The organism is Providencia xihuensis, from assembly GCF_041953405.1.
Classification (GTDB): domain Bacteria; phylum Pseudomonadota; class Gammaproteobacteria; order Enterobacterales; family Enterobacteriaceae; genus Providencia; species Providencia vermicola.
On the sequence record NZ_CP169565.1, the window covers coordinates 2,470,220 to 2,490,170 of the forward strand.

Sequence of the window (19,951 nt, forward strand, 5' to 3'; positions counted from 1 at the left end):
CCTTCAAATTACAATTAGGCAACGCTTAATTGCACTTAAGTTAATTCACTTAATATCATTGGAAAGTGCATAACGGGCTGTATGCATATAAAAGATATCAATATATTAATGATATGCATTTAAAAATATCATTTAAGCATTAATTATTGATAAACAAACCGTTAATGGCCAACTTACTTATAGATATAATTCATTTTTATTTAATTATTAACAAACTAGTCAGGATTTTGTTTGGAATTGTGGGCAGGCACAAAAAATCAAAATTTATTTAGCTGTAAAGAGATATTTACGCTGAAAAAGCTTGATAATGTAAATCATTTGTTATAGAGAAAATGAATCCCAACGACTTCCCATTCGCAGATAGAAAGCCGTCAGCCTTATAAAGAAAATGCACAACTAGCTATTTTTTAAAACTATTTTTCCAATCAGGTCACCCGACTCCATATATTGATGAGCCTCTTTTATTTGTGATAACAGATACAATTTGTTAATAATTGGTTTTATTTTACCATTTTGCAACATTGGCAAAATATGTTCTTTTAGTTCTGTCGCTATCTGTATTTTTTCATCAATAGAGCGTGAACGCATGGTTGAACCTGTGTGAGTTAACCGTTTAACCATAAGAGGCATCATATTAAGTCGTTCTGGGTTTCCCTTCATCATGCCAATTTGAATTATTCGCCCACCTTTTGCAGCAACTAAATAGTTTTTTTCCACATAATCGCCACCAATAATATCAACTACCATATTAACACCACGTGATAACGTGAAATTCTGCGTGGCTTCGACAAAATCATCAGTTCGATAGTTAATAATGCAATCTGCCCCTAATATTTTTGCAGCATTCGCTTTTTCTTCCGAACCGACGGTGGTGATCACTGTTGCCCCCATTGCTTTTGCTATCATAATGGCCACACTACCAATACCCGATGTTCCCCCGTGGATGAGCACCGTTTCATTTTTTTTAAGTTGGCCAATCTGGCACATATTTGCCCAAACAGTAAAAAAGTTTTCAGGAATAGCGGCACCTTCAATAAATGACAAATTGCCTAGCGGCAATGCAATATCCTTATGTACTAAGCAATATTCTGCATAACCTCCACCTGCTACTAATGCACAAAGTGTGTCACCTAATTGCCAATTATCAACATCGTCTGCTTTTGCAACAACTGTACCTGCTATTTCTAACCCCATAATTGGAGATGCATCGGCAGGAGGTGGGTAAGAACCCTTTCGCTGAAAAATATCGGGGCGATTAACCCCTGCAGCTTCAACCTTAACAAGTAAATATCCTGCAGAAATTCTGGGCAGCGGTTTTTCAATTAATTGCAACTTTTCAGGGCCACCTGGTTCAATAATATTCACAACCGTCATTGTAGTGGGTAAAGGCTGTTGAACATGTGTCATCATGGTCTCCTTTTAGAGGTTAATTTGAAAAATTGATATTTTTAAATTTATTTTTGTGTTAAATTAATGCTAATTAGTTTAATGAATCGTGCTTTAAAATTGCATTTTTAAGTATTAATTCTAATAATGACGTAAGTCAGCTTTTTATTGTTTAGGTGCTAATATTTAATCTATATCAAACATAATATTTAATAATCTGAGTTAATTTAGCATTAATGTCTAAATTAACTAATTTGATGGCCCCTACTTGTCTGGCTATTTTGTCTAATTAGTCAATTCTGTCCTATATTACTACTTACCAGCCGCCTTATCTTATGTTAAAATTGACTCATATCAATAATTTTAACTTGATTGAGCATTTAATATGATCCCAGAAAAAAGAGTTGTTCGTCGCATCCAGTCTGGTGGTTGTGCAATTCATTGTCAGGACTGCAGTATTAGTCAACTTTGCATTCCTTTTACTCTGAATGAACATGAACTGGATCAACTTGATAATATCATTGAGCGTAAAAAACCGATTCAAAAAGGCCAAGCATTATTTAAGGCTGGGGATGAATTACGTTCTTTATATGCCATCCGCTCAGGCACGATAAAAAGCTACACCATAACGGAAGAAGGTGATGAGCAAATCACAGGTTTCCATTTAGCAGGCGACCTCGTCGGTTTTGATGCTATTATTCATACACAGCACCCAAGTTTTGCACAAGCACTTGAAACATCTATGGTTTGTGAAATTCCATTTGAAACGTTAGACGATTTATCAGGCAAAATGCCGAATCTACGTCAACAAATAATGCGCTTAATGAGTGGTGAGATTAAAGGCGATCAAGAAATGATCCTTTTATTATCCAAGAAAAATGCGGAAGAGCGTTTAGCTGCATTTATTCTTAATCTCTCTCATCGTTTTGCTGAACGTGGTTTTTCACCAAGAGAATTCAGATTAACCATGACTCGTGGTGATATCGGTAATTACCTCGGTTTAACCGTCGAAACAATTAGTCGCCTATTAGGCCGCTTCCAAAAAAGTGGCATGCTTAGCGTAAAAGGCAAATATATCACTATCGAAGATATGACTAAATTGACTGATATTGCAGGTAAAGTTTCAGCAATTACTTGCTAGCTTCCCCAAACGGATCACATTAATGGTGATCCGTTTTCGTTTTTTTCCCCAGATTTCTTGCCTATTTAACGCCAATATCTTAGTTTATCTATGTGGAAATATCCGTGTATCGAGAGGACTTCAATATGGCAAACTATAAAAACCTGCTAGTTGCAATTGACCCAAATCAGGATGATCAACCTGCATTAAGACGAGCTGTCTACATCGTGCAGCGTAATGGTGGACGGATAAAAGCGTTTTTACCCATCTATGACTTGTCTTATGACATGACAACGCTGCTCTCTCCTGAAGAACGTAACGCTATGCGTAAAGGTGTCATCAGCCAAAAAGCGGCGTGGATTAAACAGCAAGCCCACTTCTACCTCGAAGCGGGTATTGATATCGAAATAAAAGTGATCTGGCATAACAAGCCTTATGAGGCCATTATTCAAGAGGTCATCAGCGGTGAACACGACTTGTTATTAAAAATGGCTCATCAGACCGATAACTTTGAATCCATTATCTTCACACCTCTAGATTGGCATTTACTCAGAAAATGTCCATCTCCCGTTTGGATGGTAAAAGATAAAGTTTGGCCTGATCACGGGTCGGTGGTGGTTGCGGTTAACTTGTCTAATGAAGAATCCTACCATGACGACTTAAATATTAAGTTAGTGGAAAAAACGCGTGATTTAGCGACACGAATTATTAAGGAACAAGAAATTCATCTTGTCAGCGCCTACCCTGTCGCCCCGATGAATATTGCAATTGAGCTGCCTGATTTTGACCCAAGCCTTTATAATAATGCGCTACGTGGTCAGCACCTAATTGCCATGAAAGAATTAAGACAAAAATTCAGTATCGATGAGAAATACACGCATGTTCGCGAAGGATTACCAGAGAAAATCATTCCAGAAATGTGTGAGGAATTACAAGCGGGTGTCGTTGTACTGGGCATTTTAGGCCGTACTGGCCTATCCGCAGCGTTCTTAGGAAATACCGCTGAACACGTTATTGATAAACTAAAATGTGACTTATTAGCAATAAAACCTGATGGTTTTGTGTGCCCTATTAATGCCGCTGATGATGACTAAACCATTACCTTAAGTATTTAACCCCCATACTTTTGGGGGTTTTCTATTAAGAGCATTATTATTGTTGCTGTAAATTTGTATTGAGTATTGGCCAGGCTTGCATCGCATTAAAAATAACTTGGTTTAATCTTTCAAGCTCGATGCCATCACAAGCTTGAATGGTAAAACCATCAATCACCGTAATATAAAAATCTACAATGGCACTAATAGGGGCATCAGGCGCAACATCACCATCTTCAATGCCTTTTTTCATACGCTGCAACAAAATTTCTTGATAGCTTTTGCGCTTTTCTTGCACACTCAATTGCACATCTTCAATTTGCTTAGAACCATTCATGGTCGCAGTAATTAACATACAACCTGCGGGCTTACCTGGTTGAATAAGCTTCTTTGCGCTCTCATACATCAACAATTCAATCGCCACTTTCGCTGTTTTCGCTTGCTTCACGATAGACAAAATGGGGCACGCTTCATTAGTTAAATAATATTCAATGCATTGATTAAACAATGATGCTTTATCACCAAAAGCACAATAAAGGCTGGGCGCAGTGATGCCTAGTGCTTGGGTTAAATCACTAATCGATGTCGCCACATAACCATTTTGCCAGAACAATAACATGGCTTTTTCTAATGCGTCTTGCTGGTCAAACCCTTTAGGTCGCCCACGTTTTATCTGATTCATATTCTCACTTCACCAGTCATCGATACAGTGTACCATAAACATTTTATAACGATCACTATAAAAACAATTGACAGCATCTAAATTAGCATAAAGAATAGCGCAATAATTCTATAGCGGTCACTATAAAATTATATATTTACACTTTATTCAATTTTCCATGGAAAGCACATGACAACAATTAATCTTTCTTCGCACAATGGTAACTGGCTTTCACTCTTATCTGCAACTTTTGCCTGCTTCATTATTGTGACTGGTGAATTTTTAGCCATTAGTGTGCTAAATGACATCGCTCACGATTTTCAAATTTCAACAGGAACAGCGGGCCTTACAGTTACCGTAACGTCAATTGCAGGGATGGTTTCCGCACTATTCGTCCCAATTTATGCAAAAAATATTGATAGACGCCAAGTATTACTCTTTTTAGTTGCACTGATGATATTCGCCAATGCAATTACTGCGTTTGCATCCAGTTTTGGGTTAGTTCTACTAGGCCGATTTGCACTAGGAATCGCATTAGGTGGTTTCTGGGGGGTTGCTGCTGGCCTTGTGATCCGTTTGGCTCCTAAAAATATGGCGATTACCACTTCTGTAACTATCTTCTTTTCTGCGGTGACATTAGTGACCGTCATTGGAGTTCCTTTAGGGGCGTTGTTATCTGACAACTACGGTTGGAGAATGCCATACATCGCGCTAGTTATTGCGGGTATTGCAGCGCTATTGATGCAATATTTTTCGTTACCTTCATTGAAGCCTTCTTCATCCATGCAGTGGAATGAATTATTACTCATGCCGTCACACCCTATTGCACGTAAAGGGTTGATCATATTCACGTTGATTTTCTTAGCACATTTTTCGGCTTATAACTATTTTACCGTATTTTTCAAACAAACCGCGGGATTTGCTGAAGGGCAAATTTCTGCATTATTGCTATTTTTTGGCCTTGCCAGTGTCGTAGGCAACATTTTAGCGGGTTACGTGGGGAAATATAACGTTCGCTATAATTTTGCCATCAGCGCATTACTGTTAGCTTTAGCATTTTTAGCATTATCTGCCTTAGATTTTAATTGGGCAACGAGCGTAATATTCGTATTTTCATGGGGTGTAGCGGCGGGTATGGTTCCTGCCACGATTAATATGTGGATGCATGTCCATGTGCCTGAGCTAACAGAAAAAGGTTCCGCCTTAATTACTTTTATGTTTTTAATTTTAATTACGATCGGTAGTTTAGTTGGGGGCTATGTGATGGATCACTTCAATGGTGGCGTTCTCATGGCCAGTATGTTAACGATTGCGACGCTTGCTTTCTTATTGGTCTTTACCTTTGCACGCGGTTTAACCAATTGCGCTCGCTTTTGCACCAATAAATGATTAAAAAATGGGGTTACTGGCATAGGCCAATAACCCCACAATATTTATTTAATTATTCAGTGATTACAACGCACGTAAGATAGCATCAACGCTGTCTTTCGCATCACCAAACAACATTTGCGTATTTTCTTTAAAGAATAATGGATTCTGCACACCTGCATATCCCGTATTCATAGAACGTTTAAATACAATCACATTATTCGCTTTCCAAACTTCCAAAACTGGCATTCCAGCGATTGGACTATTTGGATCCTCTTGCGCCGCAGGGTTAACCGTATCATTCGCCCCAATAACTAATACCGTATCAGTGTCAGAGAAATCATCATTAATTTCATCCATTTCTAATACAATATCATAAGGGACTTTTGCTTCAGCCAATAACACGTTCATATGGCCTGGTAAACGCCCAGCAACTGGGTGAATACCAAAACGGACATTGATACCGCGTTCGCGCAGTTTGGTTGTAATATCTGCTACAGGATACTGTGCTTGAGCTACTGCCATACCGTAGCCTGGTGTGATGATCACTGAAGTTGAGTTTTTCAACATTTCAGCGACTTCTTCGGCGGTACTTTCACGGTACTCACCCATTTCTTCTTCAGTACCTGTTGAAGAGCCATCTGTACCAAAGCCCCCCGCTATCACACTGAAAAATGAACGGTTCATCGCCTTACACATAATGTAAGACAGGATAGCACCCGATGAGCCCACTAATGCCCCTGTCACAATCAGCAAGTCATTACTTAACATGAAGCCTGCCGCTGCCGCTGCCCAACCTGAATAGGAGTTCAGCATTGAAACGACTACTGGCATGTCTGCACCACCAATAGAAGCCACTAAGTGCCAACCAAAGGCTAATGCAATCACCGTCATGATTAACATTAAGAACACTTGCAAGCCAACGCTTTGCGTCTTAACGAAAATCACTAATAAAATAAATGAAACAACCAGCGCAGCTAAGTTGAGTTTATGACGGTTTGGCAACATCATTGGTTTAGATGACATTTTGCCTGATAACTTACCGTAAGCCACCACTGAACCCGTAAAGGTCACCGCACCAATGAAGATACCGAGGAAAACTTCAGTTAAATGAATATTTTCCATCACAGCATCAGCATGGCCTTCACTTGCGATAAAGCTGTTAAAACCAACTAGTACTGCCGCTAAACCGACGAAGCTATGCAAAATAGCAACCAGCTCTGGCATTTCGGTCATTTCAACTTTTTTTGCTAAACGGATACCAATAACGGCCCCAATAACCATCGCAATGATCATCCAGCCTACATTGGCACTGTGTGGCCCCAAAATGGTCGCGATAAGTGCAATCGCCATACCAATCACGCCATAAGTATTCCCTCGTTGAGAACTTTCATGGCGTGATAGCCCCGCTAGACTAAAAATAAATAGGATAGCAGCAACAATGTACGCCGCTGTCACAATTCCACTCGACAACATAAGTTACCCCTTACCCTTTACGAAACATTTTTAACATACGCTGAGTTACAGTGAACCCACCGAAAATATTGATACTTGCGATCAATATGGCAATAAAGGATAAGAAGCTTACCCAGCCGCCACTGCCAATTTGCAGTAACGCACCAACAACAATGATCCCTGAAATTGCATTGGTCACTGACATCAGTGGTGTATGCAACGCATGTGTCACGTTCCACACCACGTAATAACCTACGACACACGCAAGCGCGAATACGGTAAAGTGTGATAAAAATTCTTTTGGTGCAGAATTTGCAAACCAACCAAAAAGAATAATCGCTAACGCCATCAAACCATATTTCAGCGTTGGCGACATTTTCTTCTCAGGTGCTTTAACTTTCTCCACTGCTTTCGGTTTCGCCTGCGGCTGTGCAGATACCTGAATTGGTGGTGCAGGCCACGTAATTTCACCTTGTTTGATGACAGTCACACCGCGAATAACCAGATCGTCGAAATCAATATTAATTTCGCCGTCTTTCTCTTTACACAACAATTTCATCAGGTTAACAAGATTAGTACCGTATAACTGTGAAGATTGCGTTGGTAAGCGACTTGGTAAATCGGTATAGCCAATAATTTTGACGCCGTTGTCAGTAACAACCAGCTTATCCGCTTGTGTTAATTCACAGTTGCCACCAGTTTGAGCAGCTAAATCCACGATAACACTGCCTGGCTTCATCGACTCGACCATTTCTTTGGTGATCAATTTTGGTGCTGGTTTACCTGGAATCAATGCGGTGGTCACAATGATATCAACATCTTTTGCTTGAGCAGCAAACAGTTCCATCTCCGCCTTAATAAAGGCTTCAGACATGACTTTTGCATAACCGTCGCCGCTACCCGCTTCTTCCTTGAAATCGAGTTCAAGGAATTCAGCGCCCATGCTTTGAACTTGCTCTTTCACTTCTGGACGAGTGTCGAATGCACGCACTATTGCACCAAGACTACCCGCAGCACCAATGGCCGCAAGCCCTGCAACCCCTGCACCGATGATCATGACTTTCGCTGGCGGTACTTTACCTGCGGCAGTAATTTGCCCTGTAAAGAAACGACCAAATTCATGAGCCGCTTCCACAATGGCACGATACCCTGCGATATTGGCCATTGAACTTAATGCATCTAATGATTGGGCACGAGAAATACGAGGTACAGCATCCATTGCCATCACGTTGATATTACGTGCTTTTAAAGCATCCATTAGCTCAGCATTCTGTGCTGGCCAGATGAAACTCACCAGTGTCACCCCTTCTTTTAACAACGGGATTTCATCTTCAAATGGTGCGTTGACTTTAAAAACAATATCCGCGGCAAAAGCGGTGTCACGATCGACAATCTCAGCCCCAGCTTGCTCATAGGCGGTATCATCAAAACTCGCTAAATGACCAGCGTTGTGTTCTACACAAACAGAAAAACCCAACTTAAGAAGTTGAGTGACTGTTGACGGTGTAGCAGCAACACGCGCTTCATTGGCAAGTCGTTCACTTGGTATACCAATACGCATAATGTTCCCTTTTTAAAGCCTAATGTAATGTTGTTTATAGGTGTTTGCTAAAATAATGACCATTATCACAGAGAAAAGTCTTATTTTGTGCATAAACAGATTTTAAATGTCCTAATAACCTACTGAAAATATGCTTCTTGATCCATAATTGATCGCGATTCTTAGACAGTAAATGGAATTCACAGTGAAAATCTTAGTTTTAGGTCAATAAAATACTGGATACTTTAAAAAATCTGGTAAATTTGACTAGTCAATAATTATTTATTTCTTATAAAAAGAAAATCATGAGACAACAGGTTCAGTTACGTGTAATAATCACGTACATGTGATACAACTAAGATTCAGCACGTTTATAATAAATTGCGCAAGGCGGAAGGATTTTGTATGAAGCTGAAAACTACGGTCATCGCAGCCGCGGTGCTATCATTAACTAGTATAACTGCTACTCAGGCGGCTGTTGAGTTGACGCCAAAACAGGCTACTGAATTAAAACCTTATGAGCGTATAACAGTCACCGGGCGCTTTAATGCTATCTATGAAGCATCCGATGCCGTCTCCCGTAGGGCTGATAAAATGGGGGCGTATGCCTTTTACATTCAAAGCCTTGACGATATAGGCGATAGCGGCAACATGCGTGTTGTTGCTGATGTCTATGCCAAAGATGCACCAAGTGTCGATGAACCAAAACGCCGAGTATTCGGTGGTGTTGAAGAAATGTCGAAAACCGATGCAGCACAGTACGAACCATTCGATACTGTCACTGTAAGTGGTTTTTACCCTTCTCAACCCGATTTATATGAAGCCATCGCGAAACAAGCTCTCAAAAAGAATGCGGCTTCATTTTATGTCGTTCGTAATATCGCAATGAATGATGGTGGTAATACATTAGCAACAGCTTATATCTATAAGAAAGACGCGCCAAAACGCCAAGTTCTTAATGAGGAAGCTGTTGTTCCAGCCGATTCAGATGCAGGGCGAGCTCTGTTAGCTGAAGGTGGAGAAGCTGCGAAAAAAGTGCGTATCCCAGGGGTTGCTTCATCAGAAGAACCAACAACTGCTGTTGGTCGTTTCTTTGAAACATCAAGTAGCCAACCAGGGCGTACTAGCGTAACGTTACCAAGTGGTTATGTAATTGAAGAAGTTAATAAAACAGCTGCTGCGCAGATGGTTCCATTTGACTCAATTACATTCTCTGGTTACTACACCAATACTCCTGAAGTACGTTATCAAATTGCGAAACGTGCTGAAGCTAAAGGTGCTAAATATTTCCATATTACAAGAGAATGGCAATCTAATGGCGGAAGCGTAACCATTAGCGCCGACCTATTTAAATAATAAATAGTGTACTCTTCTAAAAACCAGCCTAAATCACTAGGCTGGTTTTTTTCGCCCATAATTACAGCTCAGCCCCTCTCTTTATCTCATTTCTTACCGTGCTTTTTCAGGATTAACGAAAAAGTGAATAAATCACCTGATAAAATGCATATTTTCCCATTGCATATCGGCCATTTCATTCGTAGAATCCACCACTCAAATTATGGCAGTCAATCTCTCTAGATTATTGTACGCTGTTAGTTAAACTCATTACTGTAATGGCGTTTTAACGTCATTTTAACTTTTGATTGTTGAACATTCAGGATTTACTTTGAAAAATACATTAAGCCTTACTGCATTAACCGCCCTTGTTCTTAGCTCAATGGTTGGTGCGGGTGTATTTAGTCTTCCTCAGAATATGGCTGAAGTGGCGAGCCCACTGGCATTAATCATTGGTTGGTCTATTACAGGCGTTGGTATCTTATTTCTCGCATTTGCCCTTTTATTACTATCGCGCATTCGTCCTGATCTTGATGGTGGCATTTTTACCTATGCAAAAGTCGGCTTTGGTGAACTTGTTGGGTTCTGTTCCGCGTGGGGATATTGGCTTTGTGCCGTTGTGGCCAATGTCTCTTACTTGGTTATCGTTTTTGCTGCGATCAGCTTTTTCACCGACACCCCTGATAACATCATTTTTGGTGATGGGAATACATGGCAGGCATTGATTGGTGAATCTATCTTGCTGTGGTTTGTTCATTATTTAGTCCTACGAGGCGTACAAACCGCTGCAGGTATTAATAAATTAGCCACCATGGCAAAACTCGTTCCCCTCGGGCTATTTATCGTTTTAGCATTTTTTGCGTTTAAACTCGACATTTTTAGTGCCGATTTTAGTGGGATTGAGCTAAAAATGCCTGTTTGGGAACAAGTTAAAGACACCATGTTAATTACCCTTTGGGTGTTTATTGGTATCGAAGGCGCTGTTGTGGTTTCCGCTCGAGCGAGAAACCGCCGTGATGTTGGTTTAGCAACGATATTCGCCGTTAGCTCTGCACTCATCATTTATATACTTGTTACATTATTATCACTCGGTATAATGCCTCGCGCTGAACTGGCAGAGATTAAAAACCCATCAATGGCCACTTTAATGGTTAATTTGATTGGTTCAAGTGGCGATATCATTATCGCTGCAGGTCTCATCATTTCAGTTTGTGGCGCTTACCTTAGCTGGACTATTATGGCTGCTGAGGTACCTTATATTGCAGCACAATATCAATCTTTCCCTAAAGTCTTCAATCGGCTAAATAAAAATGATGCCCCTTCTTCATCTTTATGGCTAACGAATGGCGCGGTACAGCTTTCTTTGGTCTTAATTTGGCTCAGTGGCAGTAATTACAATACATTACTGACAATTGCCTCAGAAATGATTTTAGTACCGTATTTTCTAGTCGGTGCATTCTTAATGAAAGTCGCATTTGAAAGGCACAGCAAAGCATTATTAATGGTTGGGTTCGTTGCAAGTGTTTACGGCCTATGGTTATTATATGCCTCTGGGTTAATCAATCTTATGCTATCCGTTGTGTTATATGCTCCAGGAATCTTGGTGTTTTTCTATGCACGTCAACAACAGTCTTGTAAGGCTCCATTAAAGGCCATTGAAACCACTATGGCGTTCGCTATCATGGGTGCATCCCTTCCTGCCCTTTATTACTTAGTGGCTTGATGGCTATCAAGGAGGGTCTCTGCCCTCCTTTCCTTCATTCAATACAACTCCCCGTATTATATCGAGTTTTCTATTCGCTCAGCCTATCCTTACTTTATTATGCACTGTTTCCTATTTTACGATTAGTGACCTAAAACTGTTGTACTTACGCAATTGTATATAAATTTTATCAAAAAATAGTATGTTGTAACTAAAATATCAGTAATATGCGATTAGACATAAAAAACCGCTTTAGACTATAAGCCCAAAGCGGTTTTATTCATCCAAGTTAAAAAATACGTTAGAGTTTTTGTGACAAACTTTCCATCGTTTGAATGATACGTTTGTCTGAAATTGGATATGGCGTTCCTAATTGTTGAGCAAATAGGCTTATACGTAATTCTTCAATCATCCAGCGAATTTCCTGCACCTCTGGTATATTTTTTTGAATAGGTGAAAGTTTCGTTAGCCATTGTTGCCACATATTTTGCACATGCTCAATTTTGCTCATTTGTGCGCGATCACGATTCGGGTCAATAGCCAGTTTTTCAAGGCGACGTTCAATGCCATTTAAATAACGTAGCACATCAGGTAAACGCTTCCAGCCATGTGCGGTCACAAATCCTTTAAAGACTAGGTTCCCCATTTGCGCTTTTAAATCAGAAAGTGCTAGTGCCATAGAAAAATCTACCCGCCCTTTCAAACGTTTATTAATGGCAAACACCGCGCTTAGAATTTGTTCAACTTGCTTCGCAATATTGACCACAACGTCATTGAGTTCTGCACGAGCAAACTCTTTAAGCTTCTCAAATTGCGCTTCATCCCATACAGCACCACCAAAGTTGGAGATCAGTTGATCAACCCCACAAGCAATACAATCGTCAATAAGGTCTAATACCTTACCATAAGGGTTAAAATACAAACCTAATTTAGATTTATTGGGTAATTTTTCATGGAGATATTTAATTGGAGAAGGAATATTAAGCAATAATAATCGACGAACACCACTCCACATGGCTTGTTGCTGCTCAAATTCCGTTTCAAACACCCGAATACCGACACTGCTTTTTTCATCAACCAACGCTGGGTAGGCTTTCACTGAATAACCGCCCCTCTTTTGCTCATAGCGTTGTGGTAGTTCGCCAAAACTCCAGATATGTAATCCTGATTGCTCAATACCATCATCAACAACTTCAGAAAGCGTTTCTTGTACTTTTTCTTTTAAACTGCTTTTTAGAACATCAAGGTCTTGCCCCTCTGCGATGGTTTTATTTTTTTCACCAATCACGCGGTAAGTCATTTTTAAGTGCGCAGGAAGTTGGTCAAGCTGCCAAGCATCACGATCAACCGTAACGCCAGTCATCCGTCGTAGCTCTTTTTCTAGCTTATCTAATACATTTCCTTCTGGCTCTGCTACTCGCTCAAGAAACGCTGATGCATAATTAGGAGCAGGAACAAAATTTCGTCTGATAGGCTTAGGCAATGATTTGATTAATGCGACAATCAGTTCGTGACGCAATCCTGGCACCTGCCAGTCAAACCCACTATTTTGCACCTGATTTAAAATTGCTAACGGAATATATACCGTCACGCCATCCGCATCTGTTCCAGGTTCAAACTGATAACTTAAGCGGAATTTTAAATCACCTTGATGCCAATAATTGGGGTAATCAAGCGCGGAGACATTGCCTGCATCTTCCTTGATTAACATGCTCTTTTCAAAATTCAGCAAGTCAGCTTGCTGTTTTGACGCTGTTTTCCACCAATTATCAAAATGACGAGATGAAATCACATCGTTTGGAATACGTTGGTCATAAAAGGCAAATAGGGTTTCATCATCAACAAGGATGTCGCGGCGGCGAGATTTATGTTCTAAATCTTCAACTTCTGACAGCAATTTCAGGTTTTCTTTAAAGAACGCATGACGTGTTAACCAATCCCCTTCAACCAAGGCATGACGGATAAACAATTCACGACAAAGCAGCGGGTCAATATTGCCATAATTCACTTGCCGTGATGCCACAATTGGCAAACCATATAATGTCACTTTTTCAGATGCCATCACTGCGCCTTCTGATTTTGACCAATGTGGTTCACTATAGTTATGCTTAGTCAGGTGCACCGCTAGAGGCTCAACCCACTCAACATCAATAGCGGCGGCAATACGCCCCCATAATTTTGATGTTTCAACCAACTCTGCAACCATGGCCCACTTAGGCGGTTTTTTGAACAAACCAGAGCCTGGGAAAATAGTAAAGCGCGCATTCCTTGCTCCAGTAAACTCATGTTTATCTGCATCTTTTTGCCCAATATGAGAAAGCAGGCCCGATAATAATGAAACATGGATCCCTCGAAAATCCGCTTCAACACTATTAATTGCAAAGCCTTGCTCTTTCACTACTTGACGTAACTGGGTATAAAGATCTTGCCATTCACGAATGCGTAAATAATTTAGAAAATCTTGGCGGCACATTTTGCGAAATTGCGCATTCGAAAGCTGGGTTTGTTGCTCTTTGAGGTAATCCCAAAGGTTTAAAAACGCCATAAAATCCGATTGCTTATCATGGAAGCGACGGTGTTTTTCATCAGAAGCTTGCTGCTTATCTAATGGGCGTTCTCTTGGGTCTTGAATCGATAGCGCCGATACAATAACCATCGTCTCACGTACTGCACCGTGTTTTCGCGCCTCAATCACCATCCGCGCCAATCGAGGATCAACGGGCAATTGCGCGAGTTGTCGGCCTATATCCGTAAGTTGATAGCCTTTACCCACTTGTTTATGCGGTTTAATACCACCGAGCTCTTCGAGTAACTTCACACCATCTTGAATATTGCGCTTATCTGGTGCTTCAACAAATGGAAATGCAGCAATATCCCCTAGCCCAATAGAGGTCATTTGCAAAATAACGGAAGCTAAATTAGTTCTTAGAATTTCAGGATCGGTAAATTCAGGGCGAGAAAGAAAGTCTTCCTCTGAATATAATCGAATACAAATACCATCGGAAACCCGTCCACAACGCCCTTTACGCTGGTTGGCTGATGCTTGTGAAATGGCTTCAACGGGTAAGCGTTGGACTTTAGTTCGATAGCTATAACGGCTAATTCGAGCATAACCCGTATCAATAACATACTTGATACCTGGAACTGTGAGTGATGTTTCCGCAACGTTAGTCGCTAAAATTATGCGTCTGCCACCATGAGGATGAAAAATTCGGTTCTGCTCGCTATTAGATAACCTTGCAAATAAAGGTAAAATTTCCGTATGACGCAATGACAATTTGGATAGTGCATCTGCGGTATCACGAATTTCCCGCTCTCCACTCATAAAAATTAAAATGTCGCCATTACCTTCAACAGATAATTCATTTACTGCATCAATGATCCCATCAATCTGGTCACGTTCGTTATCGTTATCATCCCCAATTATAGGGCGATAACGCACCTCAACCGGATAAGTACGCCCTGAAACCTCGACAATTGGAGCATGGTTAAAGTGTTTAGAAAAACGTTCAGGATCAATGGTTGCGGAAGTAATGATAACTTTTAAATCAGGCCGCTTTGGTAATAATTGGCGTAAATAGCCTAGAATAAAATCAATATTTAAACTTCTTTCATGGGCCTCATCAATGATGATGGTATCGTATTGCAGGAGCAATTTATCATTTTGTAATTCCGCCAGCAAAATACCGTCTGTCATTAATTTGACCTGAGTTGTTTCACTCACTTGGTCACTAAAACGTACCTTATAACCCACATTAGTACCAAGCTCGCACTCTAATTCATGAGCAAGACGGGTCGCAACCGAACGGGCCGCCAACCGTCTTGGTTGAGTATGACCAATAAAACCTTGGAGACCGCGGCCAAGCTCGAGGCAAATTTTCGGGATCTGTGTTGTTTTCCCTGATCCTGTTTCACCTGCAATAATCACCACTTGGTGCTTCTTAATTGCATCCAAGATAACGTCTTTCTTTTGACTAACAGGAAGATTATCTGGATAGACAATTTTAGGTGGGTTCAGTTTTTTTATCGCAACTTTTTGTTTTGCTAATTCAATATCTGCTTTAATCACATCGAGTACCGCATTACGTGATTTTTCATCACGGATTTTTGCAATACCTTGAATTCTTTTTTTCAGTAACCACTGATCACGCAGTGAAGTTTGTCCTATTTCAGCATTTAATGCCATCAGTATGGATTTCACGCTTTAAACCCTTATTTTTAATCAAGTACAATGCACGACGGCCTTTTACTTCGTCGTATAGCAGCAATATTTCGTTTTATTTTTTAGTTCTTGTTATTACATAAATAATACCATCAGTTTTTTTGAAGAAGGCAGTCTAATTTTCTTTCTATCAATCAGTTAGCTATCACGTATGATTATACGTAAAGCAACATCAATAAATTTAAGGACCATAATGAGTAACGTATTACTATTAAAATCAAGTATTCTGGCAGACAATTCTCAAAGCAATAAAATAGCCGATTACTTTATTCAACAATGGCAAGAAAAGAACCCTGAGGACACTGTGACTGTTCGAGATCTCGTCAATGAGCCAATCCCTGCCATTGATGGTGAAATTTTAGCAGCTTTTGGCCCTAGTGACACGAAAACAGAGCAACAACAAGCACATTTAGACCTGTCTAATTCCTTAATTGAAGAAATAAAAGCACATGATGTCATTGTTATTGCTGCGCCAATGTATAATTTTACGATCCCCTCACACTTAAAGCATTACTTTGATTTTATTGCGAGATCAGGCCATACATTTAAATATACCGAACAAGGCTCTGTCGGTTTACTGGAAAATAAACGGGCATTTGTCTTAACCAGCCGTGGTGGAATATATAAAGATACCCCAGCAGATACCATGGTGCCTTATATGACTTTATTTTTAAATTTTCTGGGTATTAAAGATATTGAATTTGTTTTTGCCGAAGGCACAGCTTTAGGTAATGGTTCAGTCGAAAAAGCCCACCAGCAAGCTCAACAACACATTAATAGCCTTATTGTCTAAATCAATCATCAAAACAACCTAAACTACCTTTGTTATTTTGTTATACTTTGCGCACTTTCTGAGTGCGCATTTTTATTTTTTCTTTAGCCATTGACCATTAATACCTCGCACATATTCCCCAGCGTTCGCCCTTTCGACTAGTTTTTGCCCTGCTATTCGAGCGACTTCATTGGTTTTAAGGTTATTTTTGGACGCAATTTCGCTGTACTTTTTTTCCCGTTCACGATTAATTTGTTCTGCTAATTTAACGGCTTCAACATTCTCAGTTTTTACTACCGCTAAGTAGCCTGATAGCGTTTCACCCAAAACCCCTTTTTCTTTTGCTTCATCCACCGTAAGTGAAAATGCTGAAAATACACTTAATAGTGAACACAGAGTTAATACTTTTATTATTCGGCTCATTTATCGCTGACCTCCCCGAATAAGTCGCTGTTTTCTTTGAGTAACTCTTCAACTTGTCTGTCAGCTTTTATCTGTATTTCGTGCTCTATTTTCACATTCATATTAATATTAATTGGCTTATCTGGTGTCGCAACTTCTACTCGCAAACATGCCACTAAGAAAAAAGCCATAATAATCACTGTACTTACTTTTAATGTACTCACGTTATTCCTTAAACCTTCATAGGTTCTTTTCAAGCCATTCTTCTAAAGAGCTACCAAATCGTAAACTACGCCACAGCTGAAAAATATTTTCTTCATGTTGGTAGTTTAAATGCACCTCCCGTTTTTTCTTTTCTTGAGCGTTAAAGCCTTCAAGGATTGTTTTCATCGTTAGCTGCCCTAGATTAGTGATATTCACATCGGTACGGCTACGTTTTATTTCTAAATACTGTAACCAGCCAATGGCAGACCCCGCAGAAATATTATCTTTTTGAATAGATTCTACAAATTGTGTATCTAACCGTAAGGTTAAAGGACCATTGTTTTCTACCCATCCTTGCTTGACTATCCACTCAGGATTATTCAAATAAAACGGAAGTTCACCATTTACTTTGCCTGAAACGGCAAATTGAGATACTTTTAGTATGGTAAATAATTGACTCAGTTCAATTTGATGTAATCGTATCGTCGATGCATCCGTTTGCGGCCAACGTAATAAGTCCATAGAGACATCACCGCCCAACATTTTAAACCCAACATTTGTGAGTTTCAGTGGTGCTGAATCTGTTGGCGGATAAGTTCCAACTAAGTCGGCTTTAATATCCGTCAGTTCAAAAAGGTTGTTGAGCTTTTTAATTCGCAATTCTACGGGAGATTTTTCCCCAAAAGTCCATGTGCTTTGCTTTAAACGCCATGGTAATACAAAATTTAAGCCAGATAACTCACCATCTTTTAACCAAAGACTTGTATTTTCCACACGCCAATGTCCACCAGCAATAAACCCATCCTCTGGGGTAATTGAAAATGCCGCTTGTGAGAATAACTTACCTTGCTTAAGTTCGAGTCCAAGATCGGCAGGTATTAATGTTTGAAATGCGGTGACAGACTGTTCTGGCCAGCGTGCCTCCCCTCTTAAACGCTCACCATCCCAACGCCCAAAAATAACAATGGGCCCCACATCTTGCGTGCTTAAATCACCTTTTAATTGAAATTCAGCAGGTGACTTTCCTTTAATATCCGCGTTCACTGTTATTTTTGGTAAATAACTTTCGACACCAAACTGCATTCGATTACTGGTTAATTGTAATGCACCATTAAAGCTAGCTTTTGTCCCATCTCTTTGCCACTGCAATGGCTTTGTGAGTTTTAAGCGTGGGGCACTCATCGATAACAAACCATATTTAATTTGATCGAAGCCTGTTGTCAGATTATTTAAGGTAATTAATGAGTCTTGCCAACTACCATTGCCCTTAATATCCCAACGTGCTGCTAATGAAGGTAATTTGGCATTTCCCCAGTAATTCCAAAACCACTTACCATTATCAAGGGTAAATTTATTGGCTTTACCATCAAGGTGAATATCAAAGTCCCCCCAATATTGCTCTTGCACTTTTAATATTGCCTGTAGCCTTCCCGATATTCCTTCTTCGCTTAAAGATGTTCCAGCCAAAGGTAAACGGATCTCTTTTAACATGATCGTTGGCGATGCTCGCCCATAAGCTCTTAATAATGAGCCTGATAGTAAAGAGATTTTAGGTGAGGTTAATTGTCCTGAAATTTTCGCAGGCAAATTAATATCAAGAACCATATCATCATATTTAACTTGCCCATTTAGCTTAAAATCAACATCCGTATTTAATAAATCAAGATGCGTTTCTGGTAGCGTTAATACAATATTCCCCTTACCTTTCTTCGCCTGCGTCAACATATTCAAGCGGCCAGAAAAAATCATATCGCCTAATGGTTTTTCCCAATTTTCAATTTGAAAGCTGACACCACCTTCTATGGGTATCCCTGCCTCTTCCCATTGCCATTTTCCTTGTGAAACGGTAACTATTGATGGTGATAATGCCCATGGAAGATTCAGTACCGTTTTTTGCATATCCGTGTCAGTGACAATTAACACTCCATTTTCATCTAGCCATGCTAATTTTGCTTGTAAATGTTTTTCAGGGCTTAATAATTTAAAATTGGCCTCCAACATTCCTTTTTGTGGAAGTTGGCTTGCAATGAGTGGTAATTGAACATCACCTGTTAATGTTATTGTTTGCTGTTGTTCTGGTAAAAATGCCGAGAACTCACTGATCACCAACTGTTTATCTTTAGTAATCAGCGAGGATAATCTTAAATTATCTCCTCTAAAATCAAACTGCAAAGGGATGTTTTTATCTGAACGGCGTAACCAAATACTCCCCTGGTAGTCATCCCATGGTTGGATATTGATATTATTTATGACCATAGAAAAAAGAGGAATTTTGTCAATCAGCTCAGCAATATTTAGCGGTTCTCCAGATGCCATTTCATCCGATTCAAGTGCGCTAATACACTCTGTAGAAACGTTAACATTATCTATATTTAAATGAAGTGGGAAAAAAGAAAGACGAGCATTTTGCAAATCAACAAGTTTGCAATTCTTTGCTGTTAAACTGAGCTCAGCGATCTGTAATTGCCCCTGAGCCATTCTTGGATCTAAAAATGATAATTGAAGTGGCTTTGGTAAGTAATGAGAAGCAACAACAGGAAGCCAGCGTGCGACTGTTATCCATAATATAGCTAAGAGAACAGCACTCCCTCCGAAAAACCAGAGTAAAATTTTGCCAGCTCTTTTAAATACCTGCATCAACTTCGTCCTTGTGAGATTAGCTCAGTACCATGATTGTTGAATTTTAATTC

General features: G+C 39.9%; 14 protein-coding genes. 6 read left to right on the plus strand and 8 right to left on the minus strand.

Features of this window, described 5'->3' with window-relative positions; translation table 11 throughout:
* Positions 1-396: 396 nt before the first annotated feature.
* Entirely contained in the window at positions 397-1,407 is a 1,011-nt protein-coding gene (locus tag ACE2AL_RS11005; protein ID WP_371007147.1) for an NAD(P)H-quinone oxidoreductase, read from the minus strand.
* 364 nt (positions 1,408-1,771) lie between these two features.
* Between ACE2AL_RS11005 and ACE2AL_RS11010 the strand changes: the two genes are divergently transcribed.
* Positions 1,772-2,527, plus strand: coding sequence for an FNR family transcription factor (locus tag ACE2AL_RS11010; protein WP_068443675.1), 756 nt, complete (start codon positions 1,772-1,774; stop codon positions 2,525-2,527).
* Between the two features lie 125 nt (positions 2,528-2,652).
* Complete coding sequence (gene uspE / locus ACE2AL_RS11015; RefSeq protein WP_206084232.1) at positions 2,653-3,600, plus strand: universal stress protein UspE; 948 nt, start codon at positions 2,653-2,655, stop codon at positions 3,598-3,600.
* Positions 3,601-3,658: 58 nt separating this feature from the next.
* Here the strand turns inward: uspE and ACE2AL_RS11020 are convergent, their stop codons facing one another.
* Positions 3,659-4,282, minus strand: a complete 624-nt coding sequence (locus ACE2AL_RS11020) for a TetR/AcrR family transcriptional regulator (protein WP_206084231.1) — start codon at positions 4,280-4,282, stop codon at positions 3,659-3,661.
* 168 nt (positions 4,283-4,450) lie between these two features.
* On the opposite strand from ACE2AL_RS11020, the gene ACE2AL_RS11025 reads away from it, so the two are divergent.
* Entirely contained in the window at positions 4,451-5,650 is a 1,200-nt protein-coding gene (locus ACE2AL_RS11025) for an MFS transporter (protein ID WP_206084230.1), read from the plus strand.
* 63 nt (positions 5,651-5,713) lie between these two features.
* Here the strand turns inward: ACE2AL_RS11025 and pntB are convergent, their stop codons facing one another.
* Positions 5,714-7,102: a Re/Si-specific NAD(P)(+) transhydrogenase subunit beta gene (pntB, locus tag ACE2AL_RS11030; RefSeq protein ID WP_225819499.1), complete on the minus strand. Its 1,389-nt coding sequence runs from the start codon at positions 7,100-7,102 to the stop codon at positions 5,714-5,716.
* A 13-nt stretch (positions 7,103-7,115) separates the two neighbouring features.
* Positions 7,116-8,645 (minus strand): Re/Si-specific NAD(P)(+) transhydrogenase subunit alpha, encoded by a 1,530-nt coding sequence (gene pntA, locus ACE2AL_RS11035; RefSeq protein WP_206084229.1) that lies wholly within the window; start codon positions 8,643-8,645, stop codon positions 7,116-7,118.
* A gap of 384 nt (positions 8,646-9,029) precedes the next feature.
* On the opposite strand from pntA, the gene ydgH reads away from it, so the two are divergent.
* Both ydgH and ACE2AL_RS11045 read left to right on the plus strand, forming a co-directional pair.
* On the plus strand, positions 9,030-9,980 hold the full coding sequence (gene ydgH, locus ACE2AL_RS11040) for a DUF1471 family protein YdgH (protein ID WP_206084228.1): 951 nt from the start codon (positions 9,030-9,032) through the stop codon (positions 9,978-9,980).
* A 310-nt stretch (positions 9,981-10,290) separates the two neighbouring features.
* Positions 10,291-11,682: an amino acid permease gene (locus ACE2AL_RS11045; protein WP_272573639.1), complete on the plus strand. Its 1,392-nt coding sequence runs from the start codon at positions 10,291-10,293 to the stop codon at positions 11,680-11,682.
* Positions 11,683-11,962: 280 nt separating this feature from the next.
* Here ACE2AL_RS11045 and hrpA read toward each other — a convergent pair whose 3' ends face one another.
* Complete coding sequence (gene hrpA / locus ACE2AL_RS11050) at positions 11,963-15,847, minus strand: ATP-dependent RNA helicase HrpA (RefSeq protein ID WP_375084307.1); 3,885 nt, start codon at positions 15,845-15,847, stop codon at positions 11,963-11,965.
* A 229-nt stretch (positions 15,848-16,076) separates the two neighbouring features.
* Here hrpA and ACE2AL_RS11055 point away from each other — a divergent pair, with 229 nt between their 5' ends.
* Positions 16,077-16,676, plus strand: coding sequence for an FMN-dependent NADH-azoreductase (locus ACE2AL_RS11055; protein WP_375083497.1), 600 nt, complete (start codon positions 16,077-16,079; stop codon positions 16,674-16,676).
* 72 nt (positions 16,677-16,748) lie between these two features.
* On the opposite strand, the gene ACE2AL_RS11060 is transcribed toward ACE2AL_RS11055, so the two are convergent.
* From ACE2AL_RS11060 to ACE2AL_RS11070, 3 genes are read right to left on the minus strand one after another with little or no spacing between them, the layout of a single operon-like run.
* The gene (locus tag ACE2AL_RS11060) at positions 16,749-17,078 is read right to left on the minus strand and encodes a YdbL family protein (RefSeq protein ID WP_206084225.1); all 330 of its coding nucleotides are present in this window, start codon (positions 17,076-17,078) and stop codon (positions 16,749-16,751) included.
* Positions 17,075-17,248, minus strand: coding sequence for a YnbE family lipoprotein (locus ACE2AL_RS11065; protein ID WP_206084422.1), 174 nt, complete (start codon positions 17,246-17,248; stop codon positions 17,075-17,077). Before ACE2AL_RS11065 ends, ACE2AL_RS11060 begins: the two co-directional genes overlap by 4 nt.
* A 49-nt stretch (positions 17,249-17,297) precedes the next feature.
* Positions 17,298-19,898 carry a YdbH family protein gene (locus ACE2AL_RS11070; protein ID WP_353169379.1) on the minus strand — a complete coding sequence of 867 codons (2,601 nt, stop codon included), beginning with the start codon at positions 19,896-19,898 and terminating at the stop codon, positions 17,298-17,300.
* Between the last annotated feature and the right edge of the window lie 53 nt (positions 19,899-19,951).